This window comes from Candidatus Mycobacterium wuenschmannii, from assembly GCF_030252325.1.
Lineage (GTDB): Bacteria > Actinomycetota > Actinomycetes > Mycobacteriales > Mycobacteriaceae > Mycobacterium > Mycobacterium wuenschmannii.
Map to the genome: position 1 here is coordinate 1,505,945 of NZ_CP126981.1, position 24,220 is coordinate 1,530,164.

At 69.0% G+C, this 24,220-nt stretch carries 23 protein-coding genes and 1 other RNA gene; 9 read left to right on the forward strand and 15 right to left on the reverse strand.

Annotated elements, in window-relative coordinates; genetic code table 11:
• Nucleotides 1-21: 21 nt before the first annotated feature.
• The 5 genes from PT015_RS07300 to PT015_RS07320 all read right to left on the reverse strand — a co-directional run bounded on the left by PT015_RS07300 (nucleotide 22) and on the right by PT015_RS07320 (nucleotide 9,039).
• Nucleotides 22-2,994: a bifunctional [glutamine synthetase] adenylyltransferase/[glutamine synthetase]-adenylyl-L-tyrosine phosphorylase gene (locus PT015_RS07300; protein WP_285189914.1), complete on the reverse strand. Its 2,973-nt coding sequence runs from the start codon at nucleotides 2,992-2,994 to the stop codon at nucleotides 22-24.
• Between the two features lie 59 nt (nucleotides 2,995-3,053).
• Nucleotides 3,054-4,391, reverse strand: coding sequence for a type I glutamate--ammonia ligase (glnA, locus tag PT015_RS07305; RefSeq protein ID WP_285189916.1), 1,338 nt, complete (start codon nucleotides 4,389-4,391; stop codon nucleotides 3,054-3,056).
• A gap of 48 nt (nucleotides 4,392-4,439) precedes the next feature.
• A complete protein-coding gene (locus PT015_RS07310; protein WP_285189920.1) occupies nucleotides 4,440-5,951 on the reverse strand; it encodes an alpha/beta hydrolase in 1,512 nt (503 codons plus the stop codon).
• A gap of 81 nt (nucleotides 5,952-6,032) precedes the next feature.
• The gene (locus tag PT015_RS07315) at nucleotides 6,033-7,598 is read right to left on the reverse strand and encodes an alpha/beta hydrolase (RefSeq protein WP_285189922.1); all 1,566 of its coding nucleotides are present in this window, start codon (nucleotides 7,596-7,598) and stop codon (nucleotides 6,033-6,035) included.
• A 49-nt stretch (nucleotides 7,599-7,647) separates the two neighbouring features.
• Complete coding sequence (locus tag PT015_RS07320; RefSeq protein ID WP_285189924.1) at nucleotides 7,648-9,039, reverse strand: WS/DGAT/MGAT family O-acyltransferase; 1,392 nt, start codon at nucleotides 9,037-9,039, stop codon at nucleotides 7,648-7,650.
• A 183-nt stretch (nucleotides 9,040-9,222) separates the two neighbouring features.
• Here PT015_RS07320 and panB point away from each other — a divergent pair, with 183 nt between their 5' ends.
• Together panB and PT015_RS07330 are read left to right on the forward strand one after the other, a co-directional pair.
• Nucleotides 9,223-10,071 (forward strand): 3-methyl-2-oxobutanoate hydroxymethyltransferase, encoded by an 849-nt coding sequence (gene panB / locus PT015_RS07325; protein ID WP_285189927.1) that lies wholly within the window; start codon nucleotides 9,223-9,225, stop codon nucleotides 10,069-10,071.
• Nucleotides 10,072-10,113: 42 nt separating this feature from the next.
• Nucleotides 10,114-11,571, forward strand: coding sequence for a CYTH and CHAD domain-containing protein (locus PT015_RS07330; protein WP_285189944.1), 1,458 nt, complete (start codon nucleotides 10,114-10,116; stop codon nucleotides 11,569-11,571).
• Nucleotides 11,572-11,576: 5 nt separating this feature from the next.
• Here PT015_RS07330 and rnpB read toward each other — a convergent pair.
• An RNA gene (gene rnpB / locus PT015_RS07335) (RNase P RNA component class A) lies at nucleotides 11,577-11,967 on the reverse strand.
• 78 nt (nucleotides 11,968-12,045) lie between these two features.
• On the opposite strand from rnpB, the gene PT015_RS07340 reads away from it, so the two are divergent.
• Nucleotides 12,046-12,762 carry a 2OG-Fe(II) oxygenase gene (locus PT015_RS07340; protein WP_285189945.1) on the forward strand — a complete coding sequence of 239 codons (717 nt, stop codon included), beginning with the start codon at nucleotides 12,046-12,048 and terminating at the stop codon, nucleotides 12,760-12,762.
• Here the strand turns inward: PT015_RS07340 and PT015_RS07345 are convergent.
• From PT015_RS07345 to cobC, 6 genes are all read right to left on the reverse strand, one after another.
• Complete coding sequence (locus PT015_RS07345; protein ID WP_285189948.1) at nucleotides 12,759-13,517, reverse strand: STAS domain-containing protein; 759 nt, start codon at nucleotides 13,515-13,517, stop codon at nucleotides 12,759-12,761. The genes PT015_RS07340 and PT015_RS07345 overlap by 4 nt on opposite strands.
• 66 nt (nucleotides 13,518-13,583) lie before the next feature.
• Nucleotides 13,584-14,489: a DMT family transporter gene (locus tag PT015_RS07350; RefSeq protein ID WP_285189950.1), complete on the reverse strand. Its 906-nt coding sequence runs from the start codon at nucleotides 14,487-14,489 to the stop codon at nucleotides 13,584-13,586.
• 31 nt (nucleotides 14,490-14,520) lie between these two features.
• Nucleotides 14,521-15,600 (reverse strand): bifunctional RNase H/acid phosphatase, encoded by a 1,080-nt coding sequence (locus PT015_RS07355; protein WP_285189952.1) that lies wholly within the window; start codon nucleotides 15,598-15,600, stop codon nucleotides 14,521-14,523.
• Nucleotides 15,597-16,331 carry a zinc ribbon domain-containing protein gene (locus PT015_RS07360; protein ID WP_285189954.1) on the reverse strand — a complete coding sequence of 245 codons (735 nt, stop codon included), beginning with the start codon at nucleotides 16,329-16,331 and terminating at the stop codon, nucleotides 15,597-15,599. The genes PT015_RS07355 and PT015_RS07360 overlap by 4 nt, the downstream gene beginning before the upstream one ends.
• Complete coding sequence (locus PT015_RS07365; protein ID WP_285189958.1) at nucleotides 16,328-17,458, reverse strand: Nif3-like dinuclear metal center hexameric protein; 1,131 nt, start codon at nucleotides 17,456-17,458, stop codon at nucleotides 16,328-16,330. Before PT015_RS07365 ends, PT015_RS07360 begins: the two co-directional genes overlap by 4 nt.
• Nucleotides 17,455-18,474: an Rv2231c family pyridoxal phosphate-dependent protein CobC gene (cobC, locus tag PT015_RS07370; RefSeq protein ID WP_285189960.1), complete on the reverse strand. Its 1,020-nt coding sequence runs from the start codon at nucleotides 18,472-18,474 to the stop codon at nucleotides 17,455-17,457. Before cobC ends, PT015_RS07365 begins: the two co-directional genes overlap by 4 nt.
• A gap of 60 nt (nucleotides 18,475-18,534) precedes the next feature.
• On the opposite strand from cobC, the gene PT015_RS07375 reads away from it, so the two are divergent.
• Genes PT015_RS07375 through PT015_RS07385 form a run of 3 tightly spaced genes read left to right on the forward strand, consistent with a single transcriptional unit; the run spans nucleotide 18,535 to nucleotide 20,481 of the window.
• The gene (locus PT015_RS07375; RefSeq protein ID WP_285189961.1) at nucleotides 18,535-19,188 is read left to right on the forward strand and encodes an HAD-IA family hydrolase; all 654 of its coding nucleotides are present in this window, start codon (nucleotides 18,535-18,537) and stop codon (nucleotides 19,186-19,188) included.
• Nucleotides 19,189-19,243: 55 nt separating this feature from the next.
• Nucleotides 19,244-19,669, forward strand: a complete 426-nt coding sequence (locus PT015_RS07380) for an arsenate reductase/protein-tyrosine-phosphatase family protein (protein ID WP_390888007.1) — start codon at nucleotides 19,244-19,246, stop codon at nucleotides 19,667-19,669.
• Nucleotides 19,669-20,481: an SURF1 family cytochrome oxidase biogenesis protein gene (locus PT015_RS07385; protein WP_285189965.1), complete on the forward strand. Its 813-nt coding sequence runs from the start codon at nucleotides 19,669-19,671 to the stop codon at nucleotides 20,479-20,481. Before PT015_RS07380 ends, PT015_RS07385 begins: the two co-directional genes overlap by 1 nt.
• On the opposite strand, the gene PT015_RS07390 is transcribed toward PT015_RS07385, so the two are convergent.
• On the reverse strand, nucleotides 20,453-21,397 hold the full coding sequence (locus tag PT015_RS07390) for a cobalamin biosynthesis protein (RefSeq protein WP_285189967.1): 945 nt from the start codon (nucleotides 21,395-21,397) through the stop codon (nucleotides 20,453-20,455). The genes PT015_RS07385 and PT015_RS07390 overlap by 29 nt on opposite strands.
• A gap of 34 nt (nucleotides 21,398-21,431) precedes the next feature.
• Here PT015_RS07390 and PT015_RS07395 point away from each other — a divergent pair, with 34 nt between their 5' ends.
• Nucleotides 21,432-22,247 (forward strand): oxygenase MpaB family protein, encoded by an 816-nt coding sequence (locus PT015_RS07395; RefSeq protein ID WP_285189968.1) that lies wholly within the window; start codon nucleotides 21,432-21,434, stop codon nucleotides 22,245-22,247.
• A 3-nt stretch (nucleotides 22,248-22,250) separates the two neighbouring features.
• On the opposite strand, the gene PT015_RS07400 is transcribed toward PT015_RS07395, so the two are convergent.
• The gene (locus tag PT015_RS07400) at nucleotides 22,251-22,394 is read right to left on the reverse strand and encodes a hypothetical protein (protein ID WP_285189970.1); all 144 of its coding nucleotides are present in this window, start codon (nucleotides 22,392-22,394) and stop codon (nucleotides 22,251-22,253) included.
• A gap of 103 nt (nucleotides 22,395-22,497) precedes the next feature.
• Between PT015_RS07400 and PT015_RS07405 the strand changes: the two genes are divergently transcribed.
• Both PT015_RS07405 and PT015_RS07410 read left to right on the forward strand, forming a co-directional pair.
• On the forward strand, nucleotides 22,498-22,896 hold the full coding sequence (locus PT015_RS07405; protein ID WP_285189972.1) for a VOC family protein: 399 nt from the start codon (nucleotides 22,498-22,500) through the stop codon (nucleotides 22,894-22,896).
• A 6-nt stretch (nucleotides 22,897-22,902) separates the two neighbouring features.
• Nucleotides 22,903-23,907, forward strand: a complete 1,005-nt coding sequence (locus PT015_RS07410) for a zinc-binding dehydrogenase (protein ID WP_285189973.1) — start codon at nucleotides 22,903-22,905, stop codon at nucleotides 23,905-23,907.
• Here the strand turns inward: PT015_RS07410 and PT015_RS07415 are convergent.
• A complete protein-coding gene (locus PT015_RS07415) occupies nucleotides 23,896-24,195 on the reverse strand; it encodes a hypothetical protein (protein ID WP_285189976.1) in 300 nt (99 codons plus the stop codon). The two genes, PT015_RS07410 and PT015_RS07415, sit on opposite strands and share 12 nt — an antisense overlap.
• Between the last annotated feature and the right edge of the window lie 25 nt (nucleotides 24,196-24,220).

Sequence of the window (24,220 nt, forward strand, 5' to 3'; positions counted from 1 at the left end):
AGGCGCGCGACCGGGGCCGTGTCACTCGTCGAAGATCTTGTGCACCACGGCTTTTGCGCGGCGGGTCACGCGCAGGTAGTTGTCCAGGAATTCGCCGCCGTCGCCGTTCTTGGCCCAGCCGGCGGCGACCGCGACCGTGTTGAGCAGCTTGCCGGGTCCGGGCAGCTGATCGGTGGGCTTGCCGCGAACCAGCACCAGCGCGTTGCGAGCCCGGGTGGCGGTCAGCCATGCCTCACGCAGCAGGTCGGCGTCCTCGCCTGCGATCAGGCCCGCCTCCGCGGCGGCGTCGAGGCTCTCCAGCGTCGAGGTGTTGTGCAGCGCCTCGATCTCGCTCGCGAAGCGCAACTGCAGCAGCTGCACGGTCCATTCGATGTCGGCCAGTCCCCCGCGCCCCAGCTTGGTGTGGGTCTTCGGGTCGGCTCCGCGGGGCAGCCGCTCGGAGTCGACGCGGGCCTTCATCCGCCGGATCTCGAGCACCGCTTCCGCCGACACTCCGCCGGACGGGTAGCGGATCTTGTCGGCCATGTGCAGGAACCGTTGCCCCAGATCCGCGTCACCGGCGACCGCGTCGGCCCGCAGCAACGCCTGGATCTCCCACGACTGCGCCCACTGCCCGTAGTAGGCCTCGTAGGAAGCAAGGGTGCGGACCAGCGGCCCGCTGCGGCCCTCGGGCCGCAGGTTGGCGTCGACCTCCAACGGCGGGTCGGCGCTGGGGGTGCCCAGCAGCGCGCGGATCTGCTCGGCCACCGTTACCGACCACTTCACCGCGTCGGAATCCTGCACGCCGTCGGCCGGCTCGCAGACGAAGAGCACGTCGGCGTCCGACCCGTAGCCGAGTTCGCGACCGCCGAGTCGGCCCATCCCGATCACCGCGATCGCGGCCGGGGCGACGCCGCTGTCCGGCAGGTTGGCGCGCGTGACCGCGTCCAGCGCGGCCTGCAGCACCGCGACCCACACCTCGGTCAGCAGCGCGCAGACGTCGGTGACGTCGAGCATGCCCAGCAGGTCCGCCGACGCGACGCGGGCCAACTCACGACGGCGCAGCGAACGTGCGATCGCGATCGCGCGCACCGGGTCGGTCTGTCGGCTCGCCGATGCCACCAGCGCACCGGCCACCGCGCCCGGCTCGACCTCGAGCAGCTTGGGACCCGATGGCCCGTCGCTGTAGTTCTGCACGACTTCCGGCGCACGCATCAGCAACTCCGGCACGTAAGCCGAGGTGCCCAGCACGTGCATCAAACGCTTGGCCACCGCCGGCTTGTCACGCAGCGTGGACAGATACCAGCGCTGCGAGACCATCACCTCGCTGATCCGGCGATAGGCCAGCAGCCCGCCGTCGGGATCGGGGCTGTCGGACAGCCAGTCCAGCAGGCGGGGCAGCAGCACCGACTGCACCCGGCCGCGGCGACCACTCTGGTTGATCAGGGCGGCCAGATGGGTCAGGGCGCTGTGCGGGGCCTCGTAGCCCAGCGCGGCCAGCTGACGCTCCGCGGCCGCCGGCGTCATGCCCTGGGAGAACTCCAGGCCTTCTGGCGCAAGCGATTCCAGCAGCGGCTGGTAGAACAGCTTCGCGTGCAACTTCGACACCCGCATGTGGTGGCGCTTCAGCTCGTCGCGCAGCACGCCCAGCCGATCATGACTGCCGTCGGGACGGACGTGGGCGGCGCGGGCCAGCCAGCGCAGCGCCTCGTCATCCTCCGGCGCCGGCAGCATGTGGGTGCGCTTGAGCCGCTGCAGCTGTAGCCGGTGTTCGAGCAGCCGGAGGAACTCGTAGGACGCGGTCAGGTTCGCGGTGTCGTCACGGCCGACGTAGCCCCCGGCGCCCAGCGCGGCCAGCGCGTCGACCGTCGAAGCGACGTGCAGCGAATCGTCGTTGCGGCCGTGGACGAGCTGCAGCAGTTGCACCGCGAACTCGACGTCGCGCAGCCCGCCGCGGCCGAGCTTGAGCTCGCGGTCGCGGACGTCGGCGGGGACCAGCTGCTCGACCCGGCGGCGCATCGCCTGCACCTCGGGCACGAAATCCTCACGCTCGCAGGCGTTCCAGACCATCGGCATCAAGGTGTCGATGTATTGCTTGCCGAGTTCCGCGTCGCCGGCGGCGGGCCGGGCCTTCAGCAACGCCTGGAACTCCCACGTCTTGGCCCACTGCTGGTAGTAAGCCACGTGCGAGTCCAGGGTGCGGACCAGCTCGCCGTGTCGACCCTCCGGCCGCAGCCCGGCGTCCACCTGGAAGAAGGCGTCCGACGCCAGCCGCATCAATTCGCCGGCGATCCGCGCGGACGTCGGGTCGGCGGGCTCGGCGACGAAGATGACGTCGACGTCGCTGACGTAATTCAGTTCGCGCGCACCGCATTTGCCCATCGCGATGATTGCCAGCCGGGGCGGGGTGTCGTCACCGCAGACGGTGGTCTCCGCGACCGACAGCGCGGCACCCAGCGCGGCGTCGGCGAGGTCGGCCAGATGGGCGCCCACCTCGCGAAACGACAGCACCGGCTCGTTCTCGACCGTCGGCGCCAGATCCAGCGCCGCCAACACCAGCAGCCGGTCGCGGTACAGCGCGCGCAGCCGCCACACCACCGAGCCCGTGGCGCTGGGCGGTTCGGCGACGCATTCGGCGAAGGCGGCCCGCAGTCGCTCGGGTGACGGCAGCTTCACGTTGCCCTGCAACAAGTGCCACGAAGACGGGTGCGCGACCAGATGGTCGCCCAGCGCCAGCGACGACCCGAGAACGCCGAACAGCCGGCCGCGCAGGCAACGGTCCGCGGCCAGCGCGTCGTTCAGTTCAGCCCAGCCGTCGCCGAGCGCCTCGGCGAGCCGGACCGTCGCACACAGCGCGGCGTCAGCGTCGGGCGCGCGCGACAACGACCACAGGACGTCGATGTGTTCTTCGGTGTTCCAACCCAGCTGCGCCACATTCGCGCTCGCCCGGTCGTCGACCAACCCGAGCCGGCCGAGGCTGGGGACCTTGGGCCGATCTGTCACTGGCTGGTTCACGTCTTCGACGGTAGCGCAGATGGCTTTCGATCTGGCTGGGTCCTAATTACCGGCATCGGCTACAGCGAGATGTAGGTCTTCAACTCGTACGGCGTGACGTGGCGGCGGTAGTTCGCCCACTCCGTGCGCTTGTTGCGCAGGAAGAAGTCGAACACGTGCTCCCCCAGCGCTTCTGCGACGAGTTCGGAGCCCTCCATCGCGCGCAGCGCCTCGTCGAGGCTGGACGGCAGTTCGCGGTAACCCATCGCGCGTCGTTCGGTCGGCGTGAGGTCCCAGACGTTGTCCTCGGCCTGCGGGCCCAGCACGTAGCCCTTCTCGACGCCGCGCAGCCCGGCGGCCAGCAGCACGGCGAACGCCAGATACGGGTTGCAGGCCGAGTCGGGGCTGCGCACCTCGATGCGGCGCGACGACGTCTTGTGCGGGCTGTACATCGGGATGCGCACCAGCGCAGAGCGGTTGGCCGCGCCCCACGACGCCGCGGTCGGCGCCTCCCCGCCGAGCACCAGCCGTTTGTAGGAGTTCACCCACTGGTTGGTGACGGCGCTGATCTCGCTGGCGTGTTCGAGGATGCCGGCGATGAACGACTTGGCGACGTCGGACAGTTGCAGCGGGTCGTCCGGGCTGTGGAAGGCGTTGACCTCACCCTCGAACAGACTCATGTGGGTGTGCATCGCGGAGCCGGGGTATTGGCCAAAAGGCTTGGGCATGAAGGTCGCTCGTGACCGCTCGGTCAGCGCGACCTCTTTGATCAGGTAGCGGAACGTCATCACGTTGTCCGCCATCGACAGCGCGTCGGCGAAGCGCAGGTCGATCTCCTGCTGGCCGGGAGCACCTTCGTGATGGCTGAATTCCACCGAGATGCCCATGGATTCCAGCGCGTCGATCGCGTGCCGGCGGAAGTTGCCCGCGCTGTGCACGGCCTGGTCGAAATAGCCGGCGTTGTCAGCCGGGACGGGTTCGGACCCGTCCTCCGGGCCGGCTTCCAACAGGAAGAACTCGATCTCGGGGTGGATGTAGCAGGAGAAACCGAGGTCGTTGGCCTTGCCTAGCTGACGACGCAGCACGTGGCGGGGGTCGGCCCACGACGGCGAGCCGTCGGGCATCTTGATGTCGCAGAACATCCGCGCCGAGTGGTGGTGGCCGCTGCGGGTGGTCCAGGGCAACACCTGGAAGGTCGACGGGTCCGGATGCGCGACGGTGTCGGATTCCGAGACGCGGGCGAAGCCCTCGATCGACGACCCGTCGAACCCGATGCCTTCTTCGAAGGCGCCCTCAAGCTCGGCGGGCGCGATCGCGACAGACTTGAGGAAACCGAGCACATCGGTAAACCACAGCCGGACGAATCGGATGTCCCGTTCTTCCAGCGTGCGGAGCACGAATTCCTTTTGTCGATCCATACCTGGAACAGTATGCATGCAGCGTTAAATCTGTGTTACCGGCGCGGCCTAACACCGTAAGTTTCCCGGCGCGATGCCGTCCACCAAATAGCGGGTCACGGCGCCGTCGACGCAGTCGTTTCCGGTGAAGGTCACCGTGTGCTGGGTGCCTTCGAAGGTGATCAGGTTGGCCCCGAGTTGACGGGCCAGATCGACGCCGGCCTGATACGGCGTGGCGGGGTCGTGCGTCGTGGAGACGACGACGGTCTTGTTCGGCGCCACGGGTGCGGCAGGCTGTGGTGACGACGTGGGCGGGACCGGCCACAGCGCGCACAGGTCGCGCGGCGCGTGACCGGTGAAGTGGCCGTAGGACGAGAACGGCGCGACCTGCCGGATCTGGCGGTCCACGTCGGCCCAGGCCGCCGGGTCGGTCGGTTCGGGGGCGTCGACGCAGCGGATCGCGTTGAACGCGTCCTGCGAGCTGTTGTAGTGCCCGTGCGCGTCGCGGCCGTAGTACTCGTCGGCCAGCGTCAGCAGGTCGCCGGGATCGGAGCCGCGCCGCAGACCCAGCAGTCCGCTGGTGAGGAACTTCCAGAACTGCGGCGTGTACAGCGCGTTGATGGTTCCGGTCAGGGCGTCGGAGTAGCCGAGGGGACGGTTCTCCGACGTCGGTGCGGGCCGGGTCACCAGCGGGTCGATCAGCTGGTGATAGCGCGCGACAAACTGATTCGGGTCGGTGCCCAAGGGGCAGTCGGTCGACCGGGCGCAGTCGGCGGCGTAGTCGTTGAATGCCGTCTGAAAGCCGGCCTGCTGGTGGATCAGCTCGTCGATGGGGCCGACGCTCGGGTCGATCGCCCCGTCGAGGACCATCGCCCGGACGTGGTCGCCGAACCGCTCGACATAGGCGGTCCCGAGTTCGGTGCCGTAGCTGTAGCCCAGGTAGTTGATCTGGTCGTCACCGAGCGCCTGGCGCACCGCATCCATATCGCGTGCGGCAGAAGCGGTTCCGACATTCTCGAGGAACGCCGAGCCGTTGCGGGCAACGCAGCGCTGCGCGATCTGCTTGTAGATCTGCTCGATGTGCGCGACACCCGCGGGGCTGTAGTCGACCATCGGCTCGCGGCGGTACGCGTCGAATTCCGCGTCGGTCTGGCAGTGCACGCCCGGGGTGGAGTGGCCCACGCCGCGGGGGTCGAAGCCGACCAGGTCGAAGCGCCGGCTGACTTCCGAGCCTGTCAGCTGACCGCCCATTGCGGCGACCATGTCGACCGCCGAGGCGCCCGGGCCGCCGGGGTTGACCAGCAGCGCGCCCAACCGCGGGCCGGTCGCGGGTACCCGGATCACCGCGATGTGCACTTGCGCGCCAGCGGGATTCGCGTAGTCGACCGGGACGTCGACAACGCCGCACTGCGCGCTGGGAACGTCTGCGGGGGTTTTGATGACCTGGCTGCAACTCCCCCAATTCAGCTGCGGCGCAACGGTGTCAAACCCGGGCGTCGCGCCGGCCGGCGGCATCGCGGCCACCGCCGTCGTGAGCATGAGGGAAAACAGCGCAGGGCTCATCGGTCTCATGCGCCACATGGGGGTCAATCGTGGCATGCGTCGGCCACGGGCCGTGATCGGTATTGGTCACACCTTGGTCTCGTTATCGGCGCAGTGCCGTTAGCACTTGGCCCCTTTGGACGGCACGGTGCCGCTGACGAGGTAGGCCGTCGCGTAGTCGTCGATGCAGCTGTTGCCCTGGAAGACGACCGTGTGCTGGGTGCCGTCGAAGGTGAGCAGTCCGCCGTTGAGCTGCTTGGACAGGTCGACGCCGGCTTGATACGGCGTTGCCGGGTCGTGCGTGGTCGACACGACCAACGTCGGCGTCAGGCCGGGCACCGAGATGGTGTGCGGCTTGCTGGTCGGCGGCACCGGCCAAAACGCGCAGGTGCCGAGCGGGGCGTGACCGGTGAAGGTGCCGTAGTTCATGAACGGCGCGACCTCCCGCGAGCGGCGGTCCTCGTCGATGACCTTGGCCCGGTCCTTGACCGGTGGCTGGTCGACGCAGTTGACCGCGACGCGGGCGTCGGTGGAGTTGCTGTAATGCCCGTGCTTGTCGCGCCGCATGTAGAGGTCGGCCAGCTCGAGCATGACGTCGCCGCGGTGGCGGGACAGCTCGGTCAGCGCGGTCGTCAGGTGATGCCAGAACGTCGGCGAATAGAGCGCCATGATGGTGCCGATGATCGCGTCGCTGTAATTGAGCCCGCGGCCGTCCTTGGTCTTCAGTGGGATGCCACGCATCGGGTTGTTCTTGTCGATCATCGGAAACACCAGATTGTGGTACACGTCAACGGCTTTCGCCGGATCGGTGCCCAATGGGCAGGTCGGCGACTTGGCGCAGTCCTTGGCGTAGTCGTTGAAGGCGTCCTGAAAACCCTTGGCCTGCCGCAGATCCGCCTCGACGGGATCGGCGTTGGGGTCGATCGCGCCGTCCAGGATCATCGCGCGGACGTTCTTCGGGAAGGCCTCTGCGTACGCGGAGCCGATCCGGGTGCCGTAGGAGTAGCCGAGGAACGTCAGCTTGCTGTCGCCCAACGCCTCCCGGATGGCATCCAAATCGCGCGCGACGTTGTCGGTTCCGACGTTGGCGAGGAACTTCTTGCCCATCTTGGCGATGCAGCGGTCGATGTACTCCTTGGTTTCCTGCTCGATGTGCGCGACACCGGCCGGGCTGTAGTCGACGCCGGTCTCCTTGCGTAACCGGTCGTTGTCGGCGTCGGAGTTGCACCAGACCGCCGGCCGCGACGTCGCCACCCCGCGTGGGTCGAACCCGACCAGGTCGAAGCGTTCCCGGATCTGCGGCGGCAACGAGGCCACCAGCCCCACCGCGGCTTCGATGCCCGACTCCCCCGGCCCGCCGGGGTTGATCACCAGCGAACCGATCTTGTCCCGCGTCGCCGGGAAGCGGACCAGCCCCAGCGTCGTCGCGTCCCCGGTGCGGTGCCGGTAGTCGACGGGCACAGCGAGCTTGCCGCACTGCACGCCGCTGGGCAGCTTCGCGGGCGCACCATTGCCACCGGCGACCCGGCACGGTCCCCACTCGATCGGCTGGCCGACCTTGGGCCCGTACATCACCGCGCGGCCCTTGACCACCTGAGTGCAGCTGGCCAGCGTCACGGTCGTCACCGCAAGCACGGTCCAGAGCAGCATCGTGCGCGCGAACTTGCCGCGGCGAGGGGTCCCCATGGCACACATGCTGCCATGAGCCGACGAAGTGCCCGGGGCGATGGGGCGTCTAACGTGTCGCGAGCAGCAGTTCTTCCATTCCGACCGCGAAGTCGTCGGCCAGCTCCCACAGGTCCGGCAGCAGTTCGGGGCAGGCGATGATGCCGACGTCGAGTTTGCCGGTCAGCGACATTACGGTGATATTGAGCCCCGAGCCCTGGAAGATCGGACCCAGCGGATACATGGCCTTGACCTCGCTGCCGAGGAAGTACAGCGGCACCTGCGGCCCGGGCACGTTGGAGATCACCAGGTTGTGCACCGGGATGCGCTTGGTGAGGCTGGTGCGCGCGTACGCCCGCATCGCCATCCCGAACACCGCGGGCGCGGCGAACTGCGACCAGTCCTGCAACAACGTGGCCTTGATCGCCGAACTATGTTGCTTGGCAACCGAATTCGCGTCAGCGATGGCCCTGATGCGCTCGACCGGGTCGGCGATGTGGGTCTGCAGGCTGGAGAACATGCCCGAAACCTGGTTGCGCCCGGGCCGATCCGACTTCCCGTGCACCGAGACCGGGACCATGGCCACCAGCGACGATTCGGGCAGTTCGCCGCGGTCGATCAGGAACTGGCGCAGCACGCCGGACACCAGCGCCATCACCACGTCGTTGACCTTGACGTCGAAGTAGTCCTTGACCTTCTTGATGTCCTCGAGGTCCAACTGCGCGTAGGCAATGTTGCGGTGCGAGGTGATGGTGTCGTTGAACGCGGTCCGCGGCGCCGCGAACGGGGGTGCCATGGTCTGGCCGCTGCGGGCCCGCAGCACCGTCTTGACCACGGTCGACGCGGTGTCGGTCAGCGCATTGGCGAACCGCAGCGGCCGGGCCGCGAACTTCACCGCACCCGTCAGCGCGATCTCGAGTTCGTTGCCGCCACCGACGCCGTCGACCGGATCCGGGGCGGGCGCGTCGGCCTCGGTGCTGCACAGCTGCGACATCAGGTTGGCGCCCGTCACGCCGTCCACCGCGGCGTGGTGCACCTTCGTCATGACCGCCAGCCGGCCGCCCTGCTGGGCGTCGGTGCCCGCGACGCCCTCGATGACCCACATCTCCCACAGCGGCCGCGTCCGGTCCAACGGCAACGAGGCGATGTGGCCGGCGATCTCGGCGAGCTCGATCCGGCCGCCCGGCGGCGGCAGGCCGATCCGGTGCAGATGCCGGCTCACGTCAAAGTCGTTGTCCTCCACCCACACCGGGTGATCCAGGTTGAAGGTGCTGTCGGCCAGCTTCTCGCGGAATTCCGGCATTGCCTTGATACGCAATGCCAATTCGTCACGGAGCCGGTCAAAGGTGTAGCCACCGGGCATCGTCGACGTGTCGAGCTCGAGGATCGAGCAGACATGCAACGGCTGGGCGGGGGTTTCGAGATACAGGAAGCTGGCGTCGAGTCCGCTGAGGCGCTGCATGGGCCGATGGTATGTCCGGCACCGAGGGGCGGTACCCGAATCGGCCGATGGGGACCGGTGTGAGGAAGTCCACTGGGCCGGTGGTCCACGCGGAGGGCCGCAGGTGGCACACTGGTCAGGTCAGACGAACCCGGGGACCCGGATGGGCCTCGAGGATCGAACCGACCACCACTAGGGACAATGATGTCTGAACAGACTGTTTATGGTGCCCACTCCTCGTCGCAGAACGATGCACCACGGGCCAAGACCCGCATTCACCACCTGCAGAAAATGAAGGCCGAAGGCCACAAGTGGGCGATGCTCACGGCCTACGACTACTCCTCCGCCCGCGTCTTCGACGACGCCGGCATCCCGGTGCTGCTGGTCGGCGACTCCGCCGCCAACGTCGTATACGGCTACGACACCACCGTGCCGGTCTCGGTCGACGAACTCATCCCCCTGGTGCGCGGCGTGGTGCGCGGCGCCCCGCACGCCCTGGTGGTCGCCGACCTACCGTTCGGCAGCTACGAGGCCGGCCCCGCTGCCGCACTCGAGGTGGCGATCCGCTTCATGAAGGAAGCGGGCGCGCACGCGGTGAAGCTGGAAGGTGGCGAGCGGGTTGCCCCGCAGATCGCCGCCCTGTCCGCGGCCGGCATTCCGGTGATGGCCCACATCGGGTTCACCCCGCAGAGCGTCAACACCCTCGGCGGTTTCCGGGTGCAGGGCCGCGGCGACGCCGCCGAGCAGACCATCCACGACGCGATCGCCGTCGCCGAGGCCGGCGCGTTCGCCGTGGTCATGGAGATGGTGCCCGCCGAGCTGGCCACCCAGATCACCGGCAAGCTGACCATTCCCACGGTGGGAATCGGCGCGGGCCGCAACTGCGACGCCCAGGTGCTGGTCTGGCAGGACATGGCCGGTCTCACCAGCGGCAAGACCGCCAAGTTCGTCAAGCGCTTCGGTGATGTCGGCGGCGAATTGCACCGCGCGGCAACGCAGTACGCGGATGAGGTCGCATCGGGCGCATTCCCCGACGACGAGCACAGCTTCTAGCTATTGGTTTAGCCGTCGTCTAGGCGTGGCACGCTTACCGCCATGTCCGCCGACGCCGCCCAGCGCTACCTCGAGGTCGAGCGCAAGTTCGACGTCGACGCGTCCACGCGGCCGCCGTCGTTCGACGATGTCCACGGCGTCGCACGGGTCGCGCGCGCCGAGACGCAGACGCTGGACGCGGTGTACTTCGACACGGCCGAGCGCGCGCTGGCGTCGCATCGCGTCACGCTGCGGCGTCGCACCGGTGGCCACGACGCGGGCTGGCATCTGAAGCTGCCGGCCGGCCCCGACGCCCGTACCGAGGTGCGGGCGCCGCTGGCCGGCGACGAGCCCCCGGCCGAGTTGCTGGATGTGGTGCTGGCCATCGTGCGCGACCAACCGGTCGGCCCGGTGGCGCGGATCGGCACAACCCGTCAGGTGACGTGGTTGCACGGCGCCGACGACGCCGTGCTCGCCGAGTTCTGCGACGACCAGGTGACCGCGGGCCGCGGGCCCGACGGGGAGACCGCCCAGCAGCGCTGGCGGGAGTGGGAGCTCGAACTGGTCGGCGACGGCGCGAGCGCCGATCTACTGGACCGGCTGTGTGATCGCTTGCTGGGCGCCGGCGCGAAGCCGGCCGGCCACGGCTCCAAGCTGGCCCGGGTGCTCGACACCTCGCCCACGGCCCTGCCCTCCGATCCGCTGCGCCGTGCGTTGGCCGAGCAGACGGGCGAACTGCTGGAGTGGGACCGCGCGGTGCGCGCCGAGGCCGACGACGCGGTGCACCAGATGCGCGTGACGGCCCGCAAAATCCGCAGCCTGCTGCAGGCGTCGCCAGAGTCCTTCGGCCTCGACGGTAGTGCGCCGGTGATCGGCGAGCTTCGCGAACTGGGCACCGTCCTGGGGGTGGCGCGCGACGCCGAGGTGCTGGCCGAGCGCTACCGCGACGCGCTCGATGCGGTGCCGCCGGAGTTGGTCCGCGGCCCGATCCGGCACCGCCTGGTCGACGGCGCCGATCAGCGCTACCGCAGCGGCCTACGACATGCGTTGGCCGCCATGCGGTTACCGCGCTACTTCCGTCTGCTCGACCTGCTCGATGCGTTGGTCGCCAGGGCACCGGTTGAGCACTCGGAGCCGGCGCAGGCGACCGTCGCGACCGTCGGCAAGAAGGTCCGTAAGGCCGCCAAGAAAGCGGAGCATACGCACGCCGGCCCGGACCGTGACGAGGCGATCCACCGAATTCGCAAGCGCGCCAAGCGTCTTCGCTACACCGCTGACGCCACCGGCGCGAAGAAGGTGTCCAAGCGGGCCAAGAAGCTGCAGTCGTTGCTCGGCGACCACCAGGACAGCGTCGTCAGCCGCGAGCACCTGGCCCAGCAGGCCGAAGCCGCGCACGCCGCCGGCGAGGACACCTTCACCTACGGGCTGCTCTATCAACGCGAAGCCGATCTCGCGGTCGAGAGTCGTCGCCAACTCGAGCCGACCTTGACCCGGCTCTTGAAGGCCGCGCGCAAGCTCTGACGGGGCGGGCGAGTTGGCCTGTAAGCCGGATTCTGTTCCGCGTCGGGGACGCGGCGGCGACCATCCATCTGGACACACCGTTGCCGGGTGCCTCGAGCGGTCTACCCGCAGGCTCGGGCGAGCCGCCCTCAGACACCTGCGCGACCGCACCGAAATGCGGTCTTCTTGACCTTGCTTCGGGTGGGGTTTGCCTAGCCACCCCGGTCACCCGGAATGCTGGTGCGCTCTTACCGCACCGTTTCACCCTTACCACCGCGAGGGTGGCGGTTTGTTCTCTGTGGCACTTTCCCGCGAGTCGCCTCGGATTGCCGTTAGCAATCACCCTGCTCTGTGAAGTCCGGACTTTCCTCGACTCGGCGCTGCAAGAGCCCGAGCCGCGGCCGCCCAGCCAACTCGTCCGCGCTAACACCGTACACAACGGCCGGCGCCGATACCCGGACCTCACATTCCGGTTGTCTCTATCGTCTACAGGTCATGGCGTCTGATCGATGGTCCAAGCGCGTGGAGGCCGGCGACTGGGACGCAATCACGGCCACCGTCAGCGACTTCGGTGGCGCACTGCTGCCGCGGCTGCTCACCGCGCCCGAGGCCCGACGCCTGCGCGGCCTTTTCGATGACGACGGGCTGTTCCGGTCCACCGTCGACATGGGTCCACGCCGCTACGGGTCGGGCCGGTACCGCTACTTTCACGCGCCCTACCCGGAGCCGATCGAGCAACTCAAGCAGGCGCTGTACCCGCGGCTGCTGCCGATCGCCCGGGATTGGTGGACCAAGCTGGGCCGCGACGCGCCCTGGCCCGACACGCTCGACGATTGGCTGCAGACCTGCCACGCCGCCGGCCAGACCCGGTCGACTGCGCTGATGTTGCGCTACGGCACCGACGACTGGAATGCACTGCACCGGGACCTGTACGGCGACTTGGTTTTTCCGCTTCAGGTGGTGATCAACCTCAGCGATCCGGACAGTGAGTTCACCGGCGGTGAGTTCATGCTCGTCGAGCAGCGGGCGCGGGCCCAATCACGCGGTACCGCAACGCAATTACCGCAGGGTCACGGTTACCTGTTCACCACCCGCGACCGCCCGGTGCGGTCGGTGCGGGGTTGGTCGGCCGCGGCGGTGCGGCACGGCATCTCCGTCGTGCGATCCGGGCAGCGGCATGCGCTCGGGTTGATCTTTCACGACGCGGCCTAGCGCCGCGGCCGGGTGATTCCGGCGAAAGTGTCGTTCGGACCGATCCGCGCCCAGACCGTCTTTCCCGTTGTTGTAGGCGTGTTGCCCCAGCGGCGGCACAGCGAGGACACGATGTCCAGACTGGCGGGGCAGCTGCCAGGGGGCCGTTCCTGTCGAACCGCCAGCGCGTGACTCGAGTCGGACACCGCGACGATCGCCTCGTCATCCGTGCCCTCGAGTCGGATATCGAAGCCGGCGCGGGTGTGCGCCAGCGCGTTCTCGGCGAAGACGGTGACCACCGTGCTGGCGACCGGCACCCGGTCCCGCATCGACCAGGCCAGCAGGTGCTCGTGCACGAACAGCAACGCGGTATTCACGCTGCAGGGACTCGGCTCGAACCATTCCCGGGCGCGGTGCAGGTAGCGGCACGTTCCGTCACCGAGCGCTTCGTGCGCGGCGGCCACCGTGTCATAGACGGGGACATAGCGGGCCACCGACAGAGCCGTCAATCGCGCGCGGACGGCGGGGTCGGACGACACCAACACAATCGGGACCTCCGGCCATTGCTGGACGCACCACCGAGCGCTGGTGAACACCGCCCAGCTTTCGCCGTCCCGGACGTCGAGGTTGTTGACGTCGACAATCACGGCTCTCGCCTCGTCGACAGCGACCTTGACGACAGAGTCCCGGATTTCCTGATACGTACGCGCATTCAGGATTCCGGACAGCCGCATGACTGCGGCATCGGATTGCGCGTCGACCGTACTAGTGAACATCGTCCCTCGCCGGTTACTTGACACAAGGAAGACTGTGACGCGAGAGCATACTCGCGGATTGTGTTTCTACCGGGCCATTTCCGGGCGGGTAGATGATTCGTCCGCCGAATCGGGCGTCGCCGAATCCCGGCCCAGCGCGATCGTCGCCGCCGTCATTGCGGCGACCGCCAGAACGAGGATCACCGCGGCCGGACCTCGCACGATCAGGTACTCGCCGAGTATCACGACGCCGAGCAGCACCGCCACCACGGGCTCACCCACCAACATGATCGGCACCGACGCCTGCAACGCACCGGCGTGAAAAGCCGACTGCTGCAAGACGGTCACCGTGACCGCCAGCGCCACCAAGAGGTAGGGCGCGGGCACCGTCAACAACCCGTGCCACCCATGCGCGGCCAGGCGATGCGTGCTGACCTTGGTCAACACCGCGACCATGCCGAGCAGCACCGCGACAGCGCCGGCCAGCAGCGTGGCCCGGCGTCGACCGGTCGCGCGGCGCGCGAGCAGGACGCAGACAAGCACCACCGGGACCGAGGTGCCGAGCGCGACGCTCCAGGCCGGCACCGGTGCCCGGTAGTGCCCCTCGCGTGGCTGACCGACCAGAACGAAGACCGTCAGCGCGGCCGTCAGCAGCACCGCCCAACCCCAATCACGCGCCCGCACATGCTGATGGGAGAACCGCGCGCCCAGCGGCAGCACGAACAACAACGACGACACCAGCAATGGTTGCACCAGCAACAGCGATCCGTGCGCGAGCGCCAGCGCCTGGAACACGTATCCGCCGATCGCCCCAACGGTGCCCAGCCACCACGACGGTTGCCGCACCCACGACGTGACGATCGCGCCCGCCTCCGCTTGGTTGTCGGCTCCCGTCTGGATGGCGCGCTGCCGCACGACGATGCCGACCGCGGCGAAAAGGGCTGCCAGTAAAGCCGATCCGATGGCCAGGGCGTGCGACGCTAACCAGTCCACGCCTGCCCCACTACCCGGATGCCGTAGATCTCTAACCCAAATACCCGGTCTGGTTGACCAGCCGGACCGACGAGGCGCCGTCGGGATAGAACTCCGCGATGCTCAGCGATGCGAGATCCAGGTGCAGCCGGTACAGGATGCTCGGCCCGGCGTCGAGCGCCTCGCGCAGCAGCATCTTGATCGGGGTGACATGCGACACCACCACCACCGTGTGCCCGCCGTGCTCGGCGACGATCCGATCGCGGACCCGCGCGACCCGTTCGTCGACACGGTCGAAGCTTTCGCCGCCCGGAGGTTCCGTGCTGGTGTCGCGCAACCACTGTCGATGCAACTCCGGATCACGCTCGGCGGCCTCGGCGAAGGTCAGGCCCTCCCACCCACCGAAATCGGTCTCGATCAGGTCGTCGTCGGTCGCGACGTCCAGGCCCAAACGCTTGGCGGCCGCGGCCGCGGTCTCCTGGCAGCGCTGCAGCGGCGAACTGATCACCGCCGTGACGCCGCCGCGCGACCCCAGGTACGCCGCCGCCGCGTCGGCCTGCTGACGGCCCAGGGCGGTCAGCGCGGGGTTGCCCCGGCCGGAATAGCGCCGCTGCACGGACAATTCGGTCTGGCCGTGGCGCAGCAACAGCAACCGGGTGGCGGCGCCCTGCGCGCCGGTCCAACCCGGGGCGCCGGATGCCTTGTCACCTACGGCCGGGGCTGAGGTGCCGGCCGCGGCGTCCATCGCCTCGTTGGCCAACCGGTCGGCGTGCGCGTTCTCGGCCCGCGGAATCCACGCGTAGCTGATCCGGTCGAATCCGGCCGCCAGGCCGCGGGCTTCGGCGTGCAACGCGGCCAGGTCGGGATGCTTGACCTTCCAGCGCCCGGACATCTGCTCGACGACGAGCTTGGAGTCCATCGCCACCGCGACCTCGGTGGCATGCAGTTTCGCGGCCTCTGCCAAACCCGCTATCAGGCCCCGGTATTCGGCGACGTTGTTGGTGGCCTCCCCGATCGCCTGCTTGCTCTCGGCCAGCACGACTGACCGGTCGGCGCTCCACACCACCGATCCGTAGCCGGCCGGCCCCGGGTTGCCCCGCGATCCACCGTCGGCCTCGACGATCACCTTCACCGGTTGATGCCCTTGATGCGCAACAGGATTGCGCTGCACTCCGGACAGCGCAGCACCTCGTCTTCGGCGGCCGCTGAGATTCGCGACAGTTCGCCGCGGTCGATCTCGATCCGGCACGCCCCGCAGCGACCGCCCTGCAGCAGCCCCGCCCCGGGCCCGCCGCCCGAGCGTTGCCGCTCGTAGAGCGCCAACAGATCCGGGGCCAGCGCGGACGTGAGTTCGTCGCGCCGCGACGCATGCATGCGGCGGTGATGGTCGATGTCGGCCAGCGTGGTGTCGACCGCCTGCTGAGCGGCGCCCAGATCGGACTGCAGACCTTCGATCACGGACTGCTCGGCGGCCTGCTGGTTCTGCAACTGCTCGCGATGCTCCATCACCTCGATCAGCGAGTCCTCCAGGCTGGACTGGCGGCGCTGCAAGGTGTCCAACTCGTGCTGTAGCTCGGACAGCTGCTTGGAGTCGGCGATCGTCTGCAGCAACCCGCGATCCCGATCCTCGCGCTGGCGCACGCCGTCGATCTCCGACTCGAATCGCGAGACCTGAGTGTCCAAGTCCGCCAACGCAATCTGCAGCGCACCCAACCGGTCGCCGGCGGCGATCTGCTCGGCCTGGATGCGCTCGATCTGGGCGCGCTCCGGCAGGTGGCCGGCGCGGTGGTTCATCTTGGCCAGCTCCGCGTCCAGCTCTACGACTTCGAGCAGCGAGCGCTGCTGTGCGACTTCGGCTTTCATGCTCCCTCTCCCCCGCAGACGTTCCATGGGTCGGTGCGAATCCGGCACACATCGACCGCGAGGGCGGCGCCGAACGCCGTGCGCAGCACGTCGGCGGCCTGCTCGCACCACGGGAATTCGCTGGCCCAATGCGCGACATCGATCAGCGCGACGTCGGAGGCGCGACGATGCTCGTCGGCCGGATGATGGCGCAGATCCGCGGTGACGTAGGCCTGCACGTCGGCAGCGGCCGCCGCCTCCAGCAGCGAGTCGCCTGCACCGCCGCACACCGCAACGCGCGACACAGTCGCCTCCGGGTCACCCGCGGCACGCACCCCCCACGACGTCTGCGGCAGACCGGACGAGACGCGAGACACGAACGCGTGCAACGGCTCCGGTCGATCCAATGAGCCGATGCGGCCCAGCCCGGTGCCACTGGGTAGCGGTTGCAGCGCCACCACGTCGAATGCCGGCTCTTCGTAGGGATGCGCCGCGCGCATCGCAGCCAGCACCTGATGGCGCACCCGCACCGATGCGACCGCCTCGATCCGGTCCTCCACCACCTGTTCCACCGCGCCGACGCGGCCGATCGCCGGGTTGGCCCCGTCGTGCGGCAGGAACTGCCCGACGCCCTGCACGCTCCACCCACAATGCGAATAGTCGCCGATGTGCCCGGCGCCGGCGGCAAAGATGGCCGCCCGCAACGCATCCGCGTTCTCCGGCGGCACGAAGATCACCCATTTGTCCAGTTCCTGACGCGCGGGTGCGGGCTCCAGGACGTCCTCGACGGTCAGCCCGAGTGCGGCGGCCAGCGCGTCGGATACGCCCGGCGACGCCGAGTCCGCATTGGTGTGCGCCGTGAAAAGCGAACGCCCGGAACGGATCAGGCGGTGGATCAACGAGCCTTTCGCCGTGTCGGCGGCCACCGTGTCGACGCCGCGCAACAGCAGCGGGTGGTGGGCCAGCAGCAATCCGCCATCGGGCACCGCGTCGACCACCGCGGCGGTCGCATCGACGGCGATCGTGACCGAACTCAGCGTGTCGTCGGGGTCGCCGCAGACCAGGCCGACCGAATCCCACGACTGTGCCAGCGCGGGCGGGTACGCGGCGTCCAGCGCCTCGATCACCGCGCCCAACCGCACTGTCATCGCGCCACCCCACTCTCGGCGATCGCCTCGACCAGCACCGGCCATTCCGGCCGGACCGCGGCGCGCAGATACTCCCCGTCCAGGCCGACGAACGTGTCACAGCGTCGCACGGCGATTCCCTTGCCGTGCAGATGTTTTCGCATCAATGCCGCATCCGCGACAGTGAACAGCACGAATGGCGCCACGCCGTCGACAACCTCGACGCCGGCCGACCGCAATCCGGCCACCATCTCGGTACGCACGGCGGCCAGTTCCCGCGCGCCGGTCTCGGCTTCGGCAACCGCGGCGGGAGCACAGCACGCGGCGACGGCGGTCAGCGGCAGCGTGCCCAGCGGCCAGTGCGGCCGGGTGGCGGTCAGCCGGGCGAGCACGTCCGTGGCGCCCATCGCGTAGCCGACGCGAAGACCGGCCAGCGCCCAGGTCTTGGTCAGGCTGCGCAGCACCACGACGTCCGGGAGCGACTCGGCGGCCAGCGATTCGGGCTCGCCCGGGATCGCGTCGGCGAACGCCTCGTCCACCACGACGATCCGTCCGGGCCGGCGCAGCGCGAGAATCTGCGCGCGGGTGTGCAGCACCCCGGTCGGGTTGGTCGGGTTGCCGACGACGACGAGGTCGGCCTCCGCGGGCACGTGTGCGCCGGCCAGTCCGAACGGCGGGTCGAGCACGACGTGGCGCACCGGCACGCCGGCCGCCGTCAACGCCGCGTCGGGTTCGGTGAACGACGGCGCGATCAGCGCGGCAAGGCGCGGCCGCAGGTTGGCCAGCAGCGCGAAGCCCTCGGCGGCCCCGGCCAGCAGCACGACCTCGTCGGGCGCACGGCCGTGCCGGGCCGCGACGGCCGCCACGGCGGCGCGCTCGTCGCCGGCGGAGGGGTATCGGCCCAGGTCAGGTAACCGGGCAGCGAGCCGTGCGGTCAGCCATTCCGGCGGCCGTGCACGCCGGACGTTGACCGCGAAATCGAGCATGCCGGGTTCGGCGGCCTGATCGCCGTGATAGCGCGCCCCGGAAATCGCCACATTGGAAACAGTAACGACCTCGCGGCGCGGCCGGGTATCGGGATCGAGGACAATAGCGACGTGACAGGCACCGTTTCGGCAACGTTGGTGATCTTCGATCTCGACGGCACACTCACCGACTCCGCTGACGGCATCGTGTCCAGCTTCTGCCACGCGCTCGGCGAGATCGGCGCCGCCGTTCCCGACGGCGATCTGGCCAGCCGGATCGTCGGACCGCCGATGCACCACACCTTCGAGGCCATGGGCCTCGGCGAGCATGCGGATGCGGCGATCGCCGCCTACCGCGCCGACTACACCACCCGCGGGTGGGCGATCAACAGCCTGTTCGACGGGATCGCCCCGCTGCTGGCCGACCTGCGCGCCGCCGGCGTGCGACTGGCGGTGGCCACCTCCAAGGCTGAGCCCACCGCGCAACGCATCCTGGAACACTTCGGCCTCGACGGGCATTTCGACGTCATCGCCGGCGCCAGCGTCGACGGCACCCGGGCCGCCAAGGCCGACGTGCTGGCGCACGCCCTGACGCAACTGCGGCCGCTGCCCGAACGGGTGCTGATGGTCGGCGACCGCCGCCACGATGTCGAGGGCGCGGCCGCGCACGGCCTCGACGCGGTGGTGGTCGGGTGGGGTTACGGCCGCGATGATTTCGATGACGGGCCCAGCGGTGCCGTGCACGTAGAGACGATCGACGAACTGCGAAAGGCGTTGGGTGTCTGAACTGCCAAAGCTGCACGTCACCTTCGTCTGCACCGGCAACATCTGCCGCTCGCCGATGGCGGAGAAGATGTTCGCCCACCAGATCAGCGAGCGGGGACTCGACGGCGCCGTGCGGGTCACCAGCGCGGGAACGGCGGGCTGGCACATCGGCAAAGGCGCCGACGAGCGGGCCAACCGGGTGCTGCGCGCGCACGGCTACCCCACCGACCACAGCGCCGCGCAGGTGGACATCGACCACATCAACGCCGACATGGTGATCGCGTTGGCCCGCAATCACGTTCCACTACTGCAGCAGATGGGCGTCGACGCCGAGCGGATCCGGATGCTGCGGTCCTTCGACCCCCGTTCCGGCGCTTACGTTCTCGATGTCGACGATCCGTACTACGGCGACAACCGCGACTTCGAGATCACCTTCGCCGCGATCGAGGCGTCGCTGCCCGGCCTGCACACCTGGGTCGACGAGCAATTCGGGAGCGGCTGATGCGGCGCCTGGCCTTCGTGCTGCGGCCGGGCTGGATCGCGCTGGCCGTGGTCGTGGTCGCGTTCACCTACTTGTGCTTCAGCGTGCTTGCGCCGTGGCAACTCGGCAAGAACGCCAAGACGTCGCGGGAGAACGACCAGATCCAGCATTCGCTGACGACCGACCCGATAGCGCTGACAACGCTTCTGCCACATCAGGATTCGACGGCCCCCGACGGCCAATGGCGCCGGGTCACGGCGTCCGGGCACTACGAGCCGGATAAGCAGGTGGTGGCCCGGTTGCGGGTCGCCGAGGGCGATCAGGTGATGGAGGTGCTGCTGCCGTTCGTCGTCGACGACGGCCCGACCGTGCTCGTCGACCGCGGCTACGTGCGGCCGCTGCCCGGCTCGCGGGTGCCGCCGATTCCCGCGCCGCCGCCCGGGACGGTGCACATCACCGGGCGGCTGCGCGATTCCGAGGGGCCGGTGCTGGACAAGCAGTCATTCGTCAGCGACGGTGTGCGACAGGTCTATTCGATCAGCACCGACCAGATCGGCACGCTAACCGGCACCTCGTTGACCAAGCAATATCTGCAACTCGTCGACGACCAACCCGGCGGGCTCGGCGTGCTCGCGCTGCCGCACCTGGACGCGGGCCCGTTCCTGTCGTACGGCATCCAATGGATCACATTCGGCGTAATCGCGCCGATCCTGTTGGGCTACTTCGTCTATGCCGAGGTGCGGGCCCGCCGCGCCGAGAAGGCCGGGCAGCCGGTGACGAAGCCGACGACCGTCGAGGAAAAGCTCACCGACCGCTACGGGCGGCGACGCTGACCGCTGCCACTGCCAGCGCGCCCATCTGCACCGCGCGCGAAAGGCGAACGGCGCGCGACAGATCGGCCACCGTCGGCGCCCGGCCGTCGCCGAGGACCGGCCGGATCTGCAACTCGTAGTCGTACTGGGTCGGGCCGCCGAGTCGCACACCCAGCGCCCCGGCGAAGGCCGCCTCGACGACGCCGGCGTTGGGGCTGGGGTGTCGGCCCGCATCGCGCCGCCACGCCGTCACCGCCCCCAGCGGCGACCCGCCGACGATCGGAGCGCACACGACCGTCAGCGCCGCGGTGACGCGGGCCGCGAGATAGTTGGCCGCGTCGTCCAATCGTGCGGCGGCCCAACCGAATCGGGCGTAGCGCGGCGATCGGTGGCCGACCATCGCATCGAGGGTGTTGACGGCGCGATACCCGAGCACGCCGGGCACACCGCCGGCCGCGGCCCACAGCAGCGGGGCCACCTGCGCATCGGAGGTGTTCTCGGCCAACGACTCCACCGTGGCTCGGGTCAACCCGTCGGCATCCAGCGTCGCCGGATCGCGGCCACACAACGACGGCAGCAGCGTGCGCGCGCCGTCGAGATCGCCACGGCCCAGCAGGTCGCCCATCCGCGACCCGACGCGCGCCAACGAGGTTCCACCCAGCGCGATCCAGGTCGCCACGGCGGTCGCGATCGCCGCGCCCACCCGCCGGCTACGTCGCTCGACGGCGGCGCCGGCCAGGCTCACGGCGCCCACCAGCACCCCGACATGCACGACGCCCGCCATCCGGTTGTCGCGATAGGTGGCCCGCTCCAAGGAGCTTGCCGCAGCGCCGAATCCGGCGACGGGGTGGCATGAGCGTGGGTCGGCCAGCAGCACGTCGGCCAGATAGCCCAGCAGCACACCTATGAGTCGGGTACGCCGCGCGGTGCCAAGCACTCCGGCAGCGTCTCACACGTGGTCTACTCGGCTGATGAAGCGTCACGTCACGCGGGTCGCCGACCTGCTGAACCCCGCGGCCACTCTGCTGCCGGCCGCGAACGTGATCATGCAACTGTCGCTGCCCGGCGTCGGTTATGGCGTCCTGGAAAGCCCGGTGGACAGCGGCAACGTCTACCAGCACCCGTTCAAGCGGGCGCGCACCACCGGGACGTATCTGGCCGTCGCGACGATCGGCACCGAATCGGACCGTGCCCTGATTCGCGCGGCCGTCGACACCGCACACCGCCAGGTGCGGTCGACGGCGTCGAGTCCGGTGTCCTACAACGCCTTCGACCCAAAGCTGCAGTTGTGGGTCGCGGCCTGCCTGTATCGCTACTTCGTCGACCAGCACGAGTCTCTGTTCGGCCCGCTCGAGGAGGCGGCGGCCGACGCCGTCTATCAGGACGCACGCACGCTGGGCACGACGCTGCAGGTGCGCGAATCGATGTGGCCGCCCGATCGGGTGGCGTTCGACGACTACTGGAAACGCTCGCTCGAGGATCTGCGCATCGATCCCCCGGTACGCGACCACCTACGCGGAGTGGCGGCGATGGAATTCCTGCCCTGGCCGCTGCGCGCGCTCGCCGGACCCTTCAATCTGTTCGCGACGACGGGCTTTCTGCCTCCGGAGTTCCGCAGCTTGATGCGGTTGGGGTGGTCAGAATCCCAGCAGCGACGGTTCGAGTGGTTGCTCACGGCCCTGCGGGTGGCCGACCGCCTGATTCCACATCAGGCGTGGATTCTCGGCTATCGGCTCTACCTGTGGGACATGCGCTTGCGCGCCCGCCTGGGTCGGCGAATCGTGTGACGCCTAGATGGTGATGGTTAGGGCGATCATGCCGATAAAGCCCACGACGGCCAGCCAAAACCACGGCTGCAACCACACGGGGCCGGTGTTGACGTCGAAGTCCTTGGGGAGGACGTCAGAGCGGTCTTCAGTCAGCTGCGAAGTCATGTATCAAGCATGACTAATTAGAGGGACGAAGTAAATGTGGCGCTCGCCACCCTACTGGCCAGTAAGTGATCTAGGCCACACACTATGAGGGGACACTCGCTCCATGGCATTCCCGGCACTCAATCACGTCGCGCTGACCATCCGCGATATGTCGGTCAGCGGACCCTGGTACCGGCAGCTGTTCGACGCCGACCCGATCATCGACGAGCGGACCGCCGGCGGATTCCGGCACCAGGTGTGGCTGCTCGACGGTGGCACCCTGTTCGGCATTCATCAGCATGAGCATCCTGCACCCAACGAGCGCTTCAGCGAATTCCGGGTGGGCCTGGACCACGTCGGCTTCGGCTGCGCCAGCCGAGCCGAACTGGAGACCTGGATGGATCGCCTGGGCGAACTGCGGATTCAGCACGGCGGGATCGTCGACGCCCCCTACGGCTCGGGCCTTAGCTTTCGCGATCCCGACGGCATCGCGCTCGAGTTCTTCGCTCCCCCGGCAGAATAAGCAGCCATGCGCGCGGTCGTCATCACCAAGCACGGCCCACCGTCCGTGCTCCGGGTGCAGGAGCGTCCCGATCCGCCGCCGCCCGCTGCCGGGCAGGTGCGCATCGCGGTGCGCGCGGCGGGGGTGAACTTCGCCGACCATCTGGCCCGCGTCGGCCTCTACCCCGATGCGCCCAAACTGCCGTGCGTCGTCGGCTACGAGGTGGCCGGGACGATCGAGGCGGTCGGCGACGGTGTCGACCCCACGCGAGTGGGCCAGCGGGTGCTGGCCGGAACCCGCTTCGGCGGCTACGCGGAGATCGTCAACGCCGGCGCCAACGACACTGTGCCGCTGCCGGATTCGATGAGCTTCGAGCAGGGCGCCGCGGTGCCGGTCAACTACGCCACCGCGTGGGCGGCTCTGGTCGGCTACGGCTCGCTGCGCGAGGGCGAGCACGTGCTGATACACGCCGCGGCCGGCGGCGTGGGCATCGCGGCAGTTCAACTGGCCAAGGCGTCGGGCGCGGTGGTGCACGGCACCGCGTCGCCCGGCAAGCACGCACAGCTCACGGCCCTCGGGGTCGACAAGACGATCGATTACCGTCGCGACGGCTGGTGGAAGGGCCTGGGGCCGTACGACATGGTGCTCGACGGCCTCGGCGGCACATCACTCAAGCGGTCGTTCGGCCTGCTGCGGCCGGGCGGACGCCTTGTCGCATACGGGCTTTCGGCGTTGCAGCAGGGCGAGAAGCGATCGCTGCTGCGCGCGGCCCCGCAGGCGCTGGCGATGCTGCGCGGGCTGAGCCTAGTCTCCCAGATCAGCGACTCCAAGACCGTCGTCGGCATCAACATGCTGCGGCTGTGGGACGACCGCGGGACGCTCGAGCCGTGGATCGGACCGCTGACGGCCGCGCTGACCGACGGCACCGCATCCCCGGTCGTGCACGCGGCGGTGCCATTCGCCGAAGCGGCTGAGGCACACCGGATTCTGGCGGCGCGCGAGAACGTCGGCAAGGTCGTGCTAGTCCCCTGAGCCGGCGAGCGCGAGGCGCTGCTCCACCCGGGCCAGCGCCTCGTCGATGACCTCGACCTTCTCGTTGCGCCGCTCGTTGGCAGGCTGGGCCGCGCCGCGCGCACCCTCAGCCTCCACCCGGGCCGCACCCTGCCGTCGCAGCATGCTGAAGTTCTTGTCGCGGACCGTCCGCAGCCGACCCTGCAGATCCCTCAACTGTTTCTCGTCCATCCGTTCCAAAGCATCGGGATGGCTCTCGGCGATCAGCGAGTTCTCCTGCTGGGTCAGGTTCACGTGGTGGTTGCTCACGCCTGATTCATACCCGGTCGGCGCC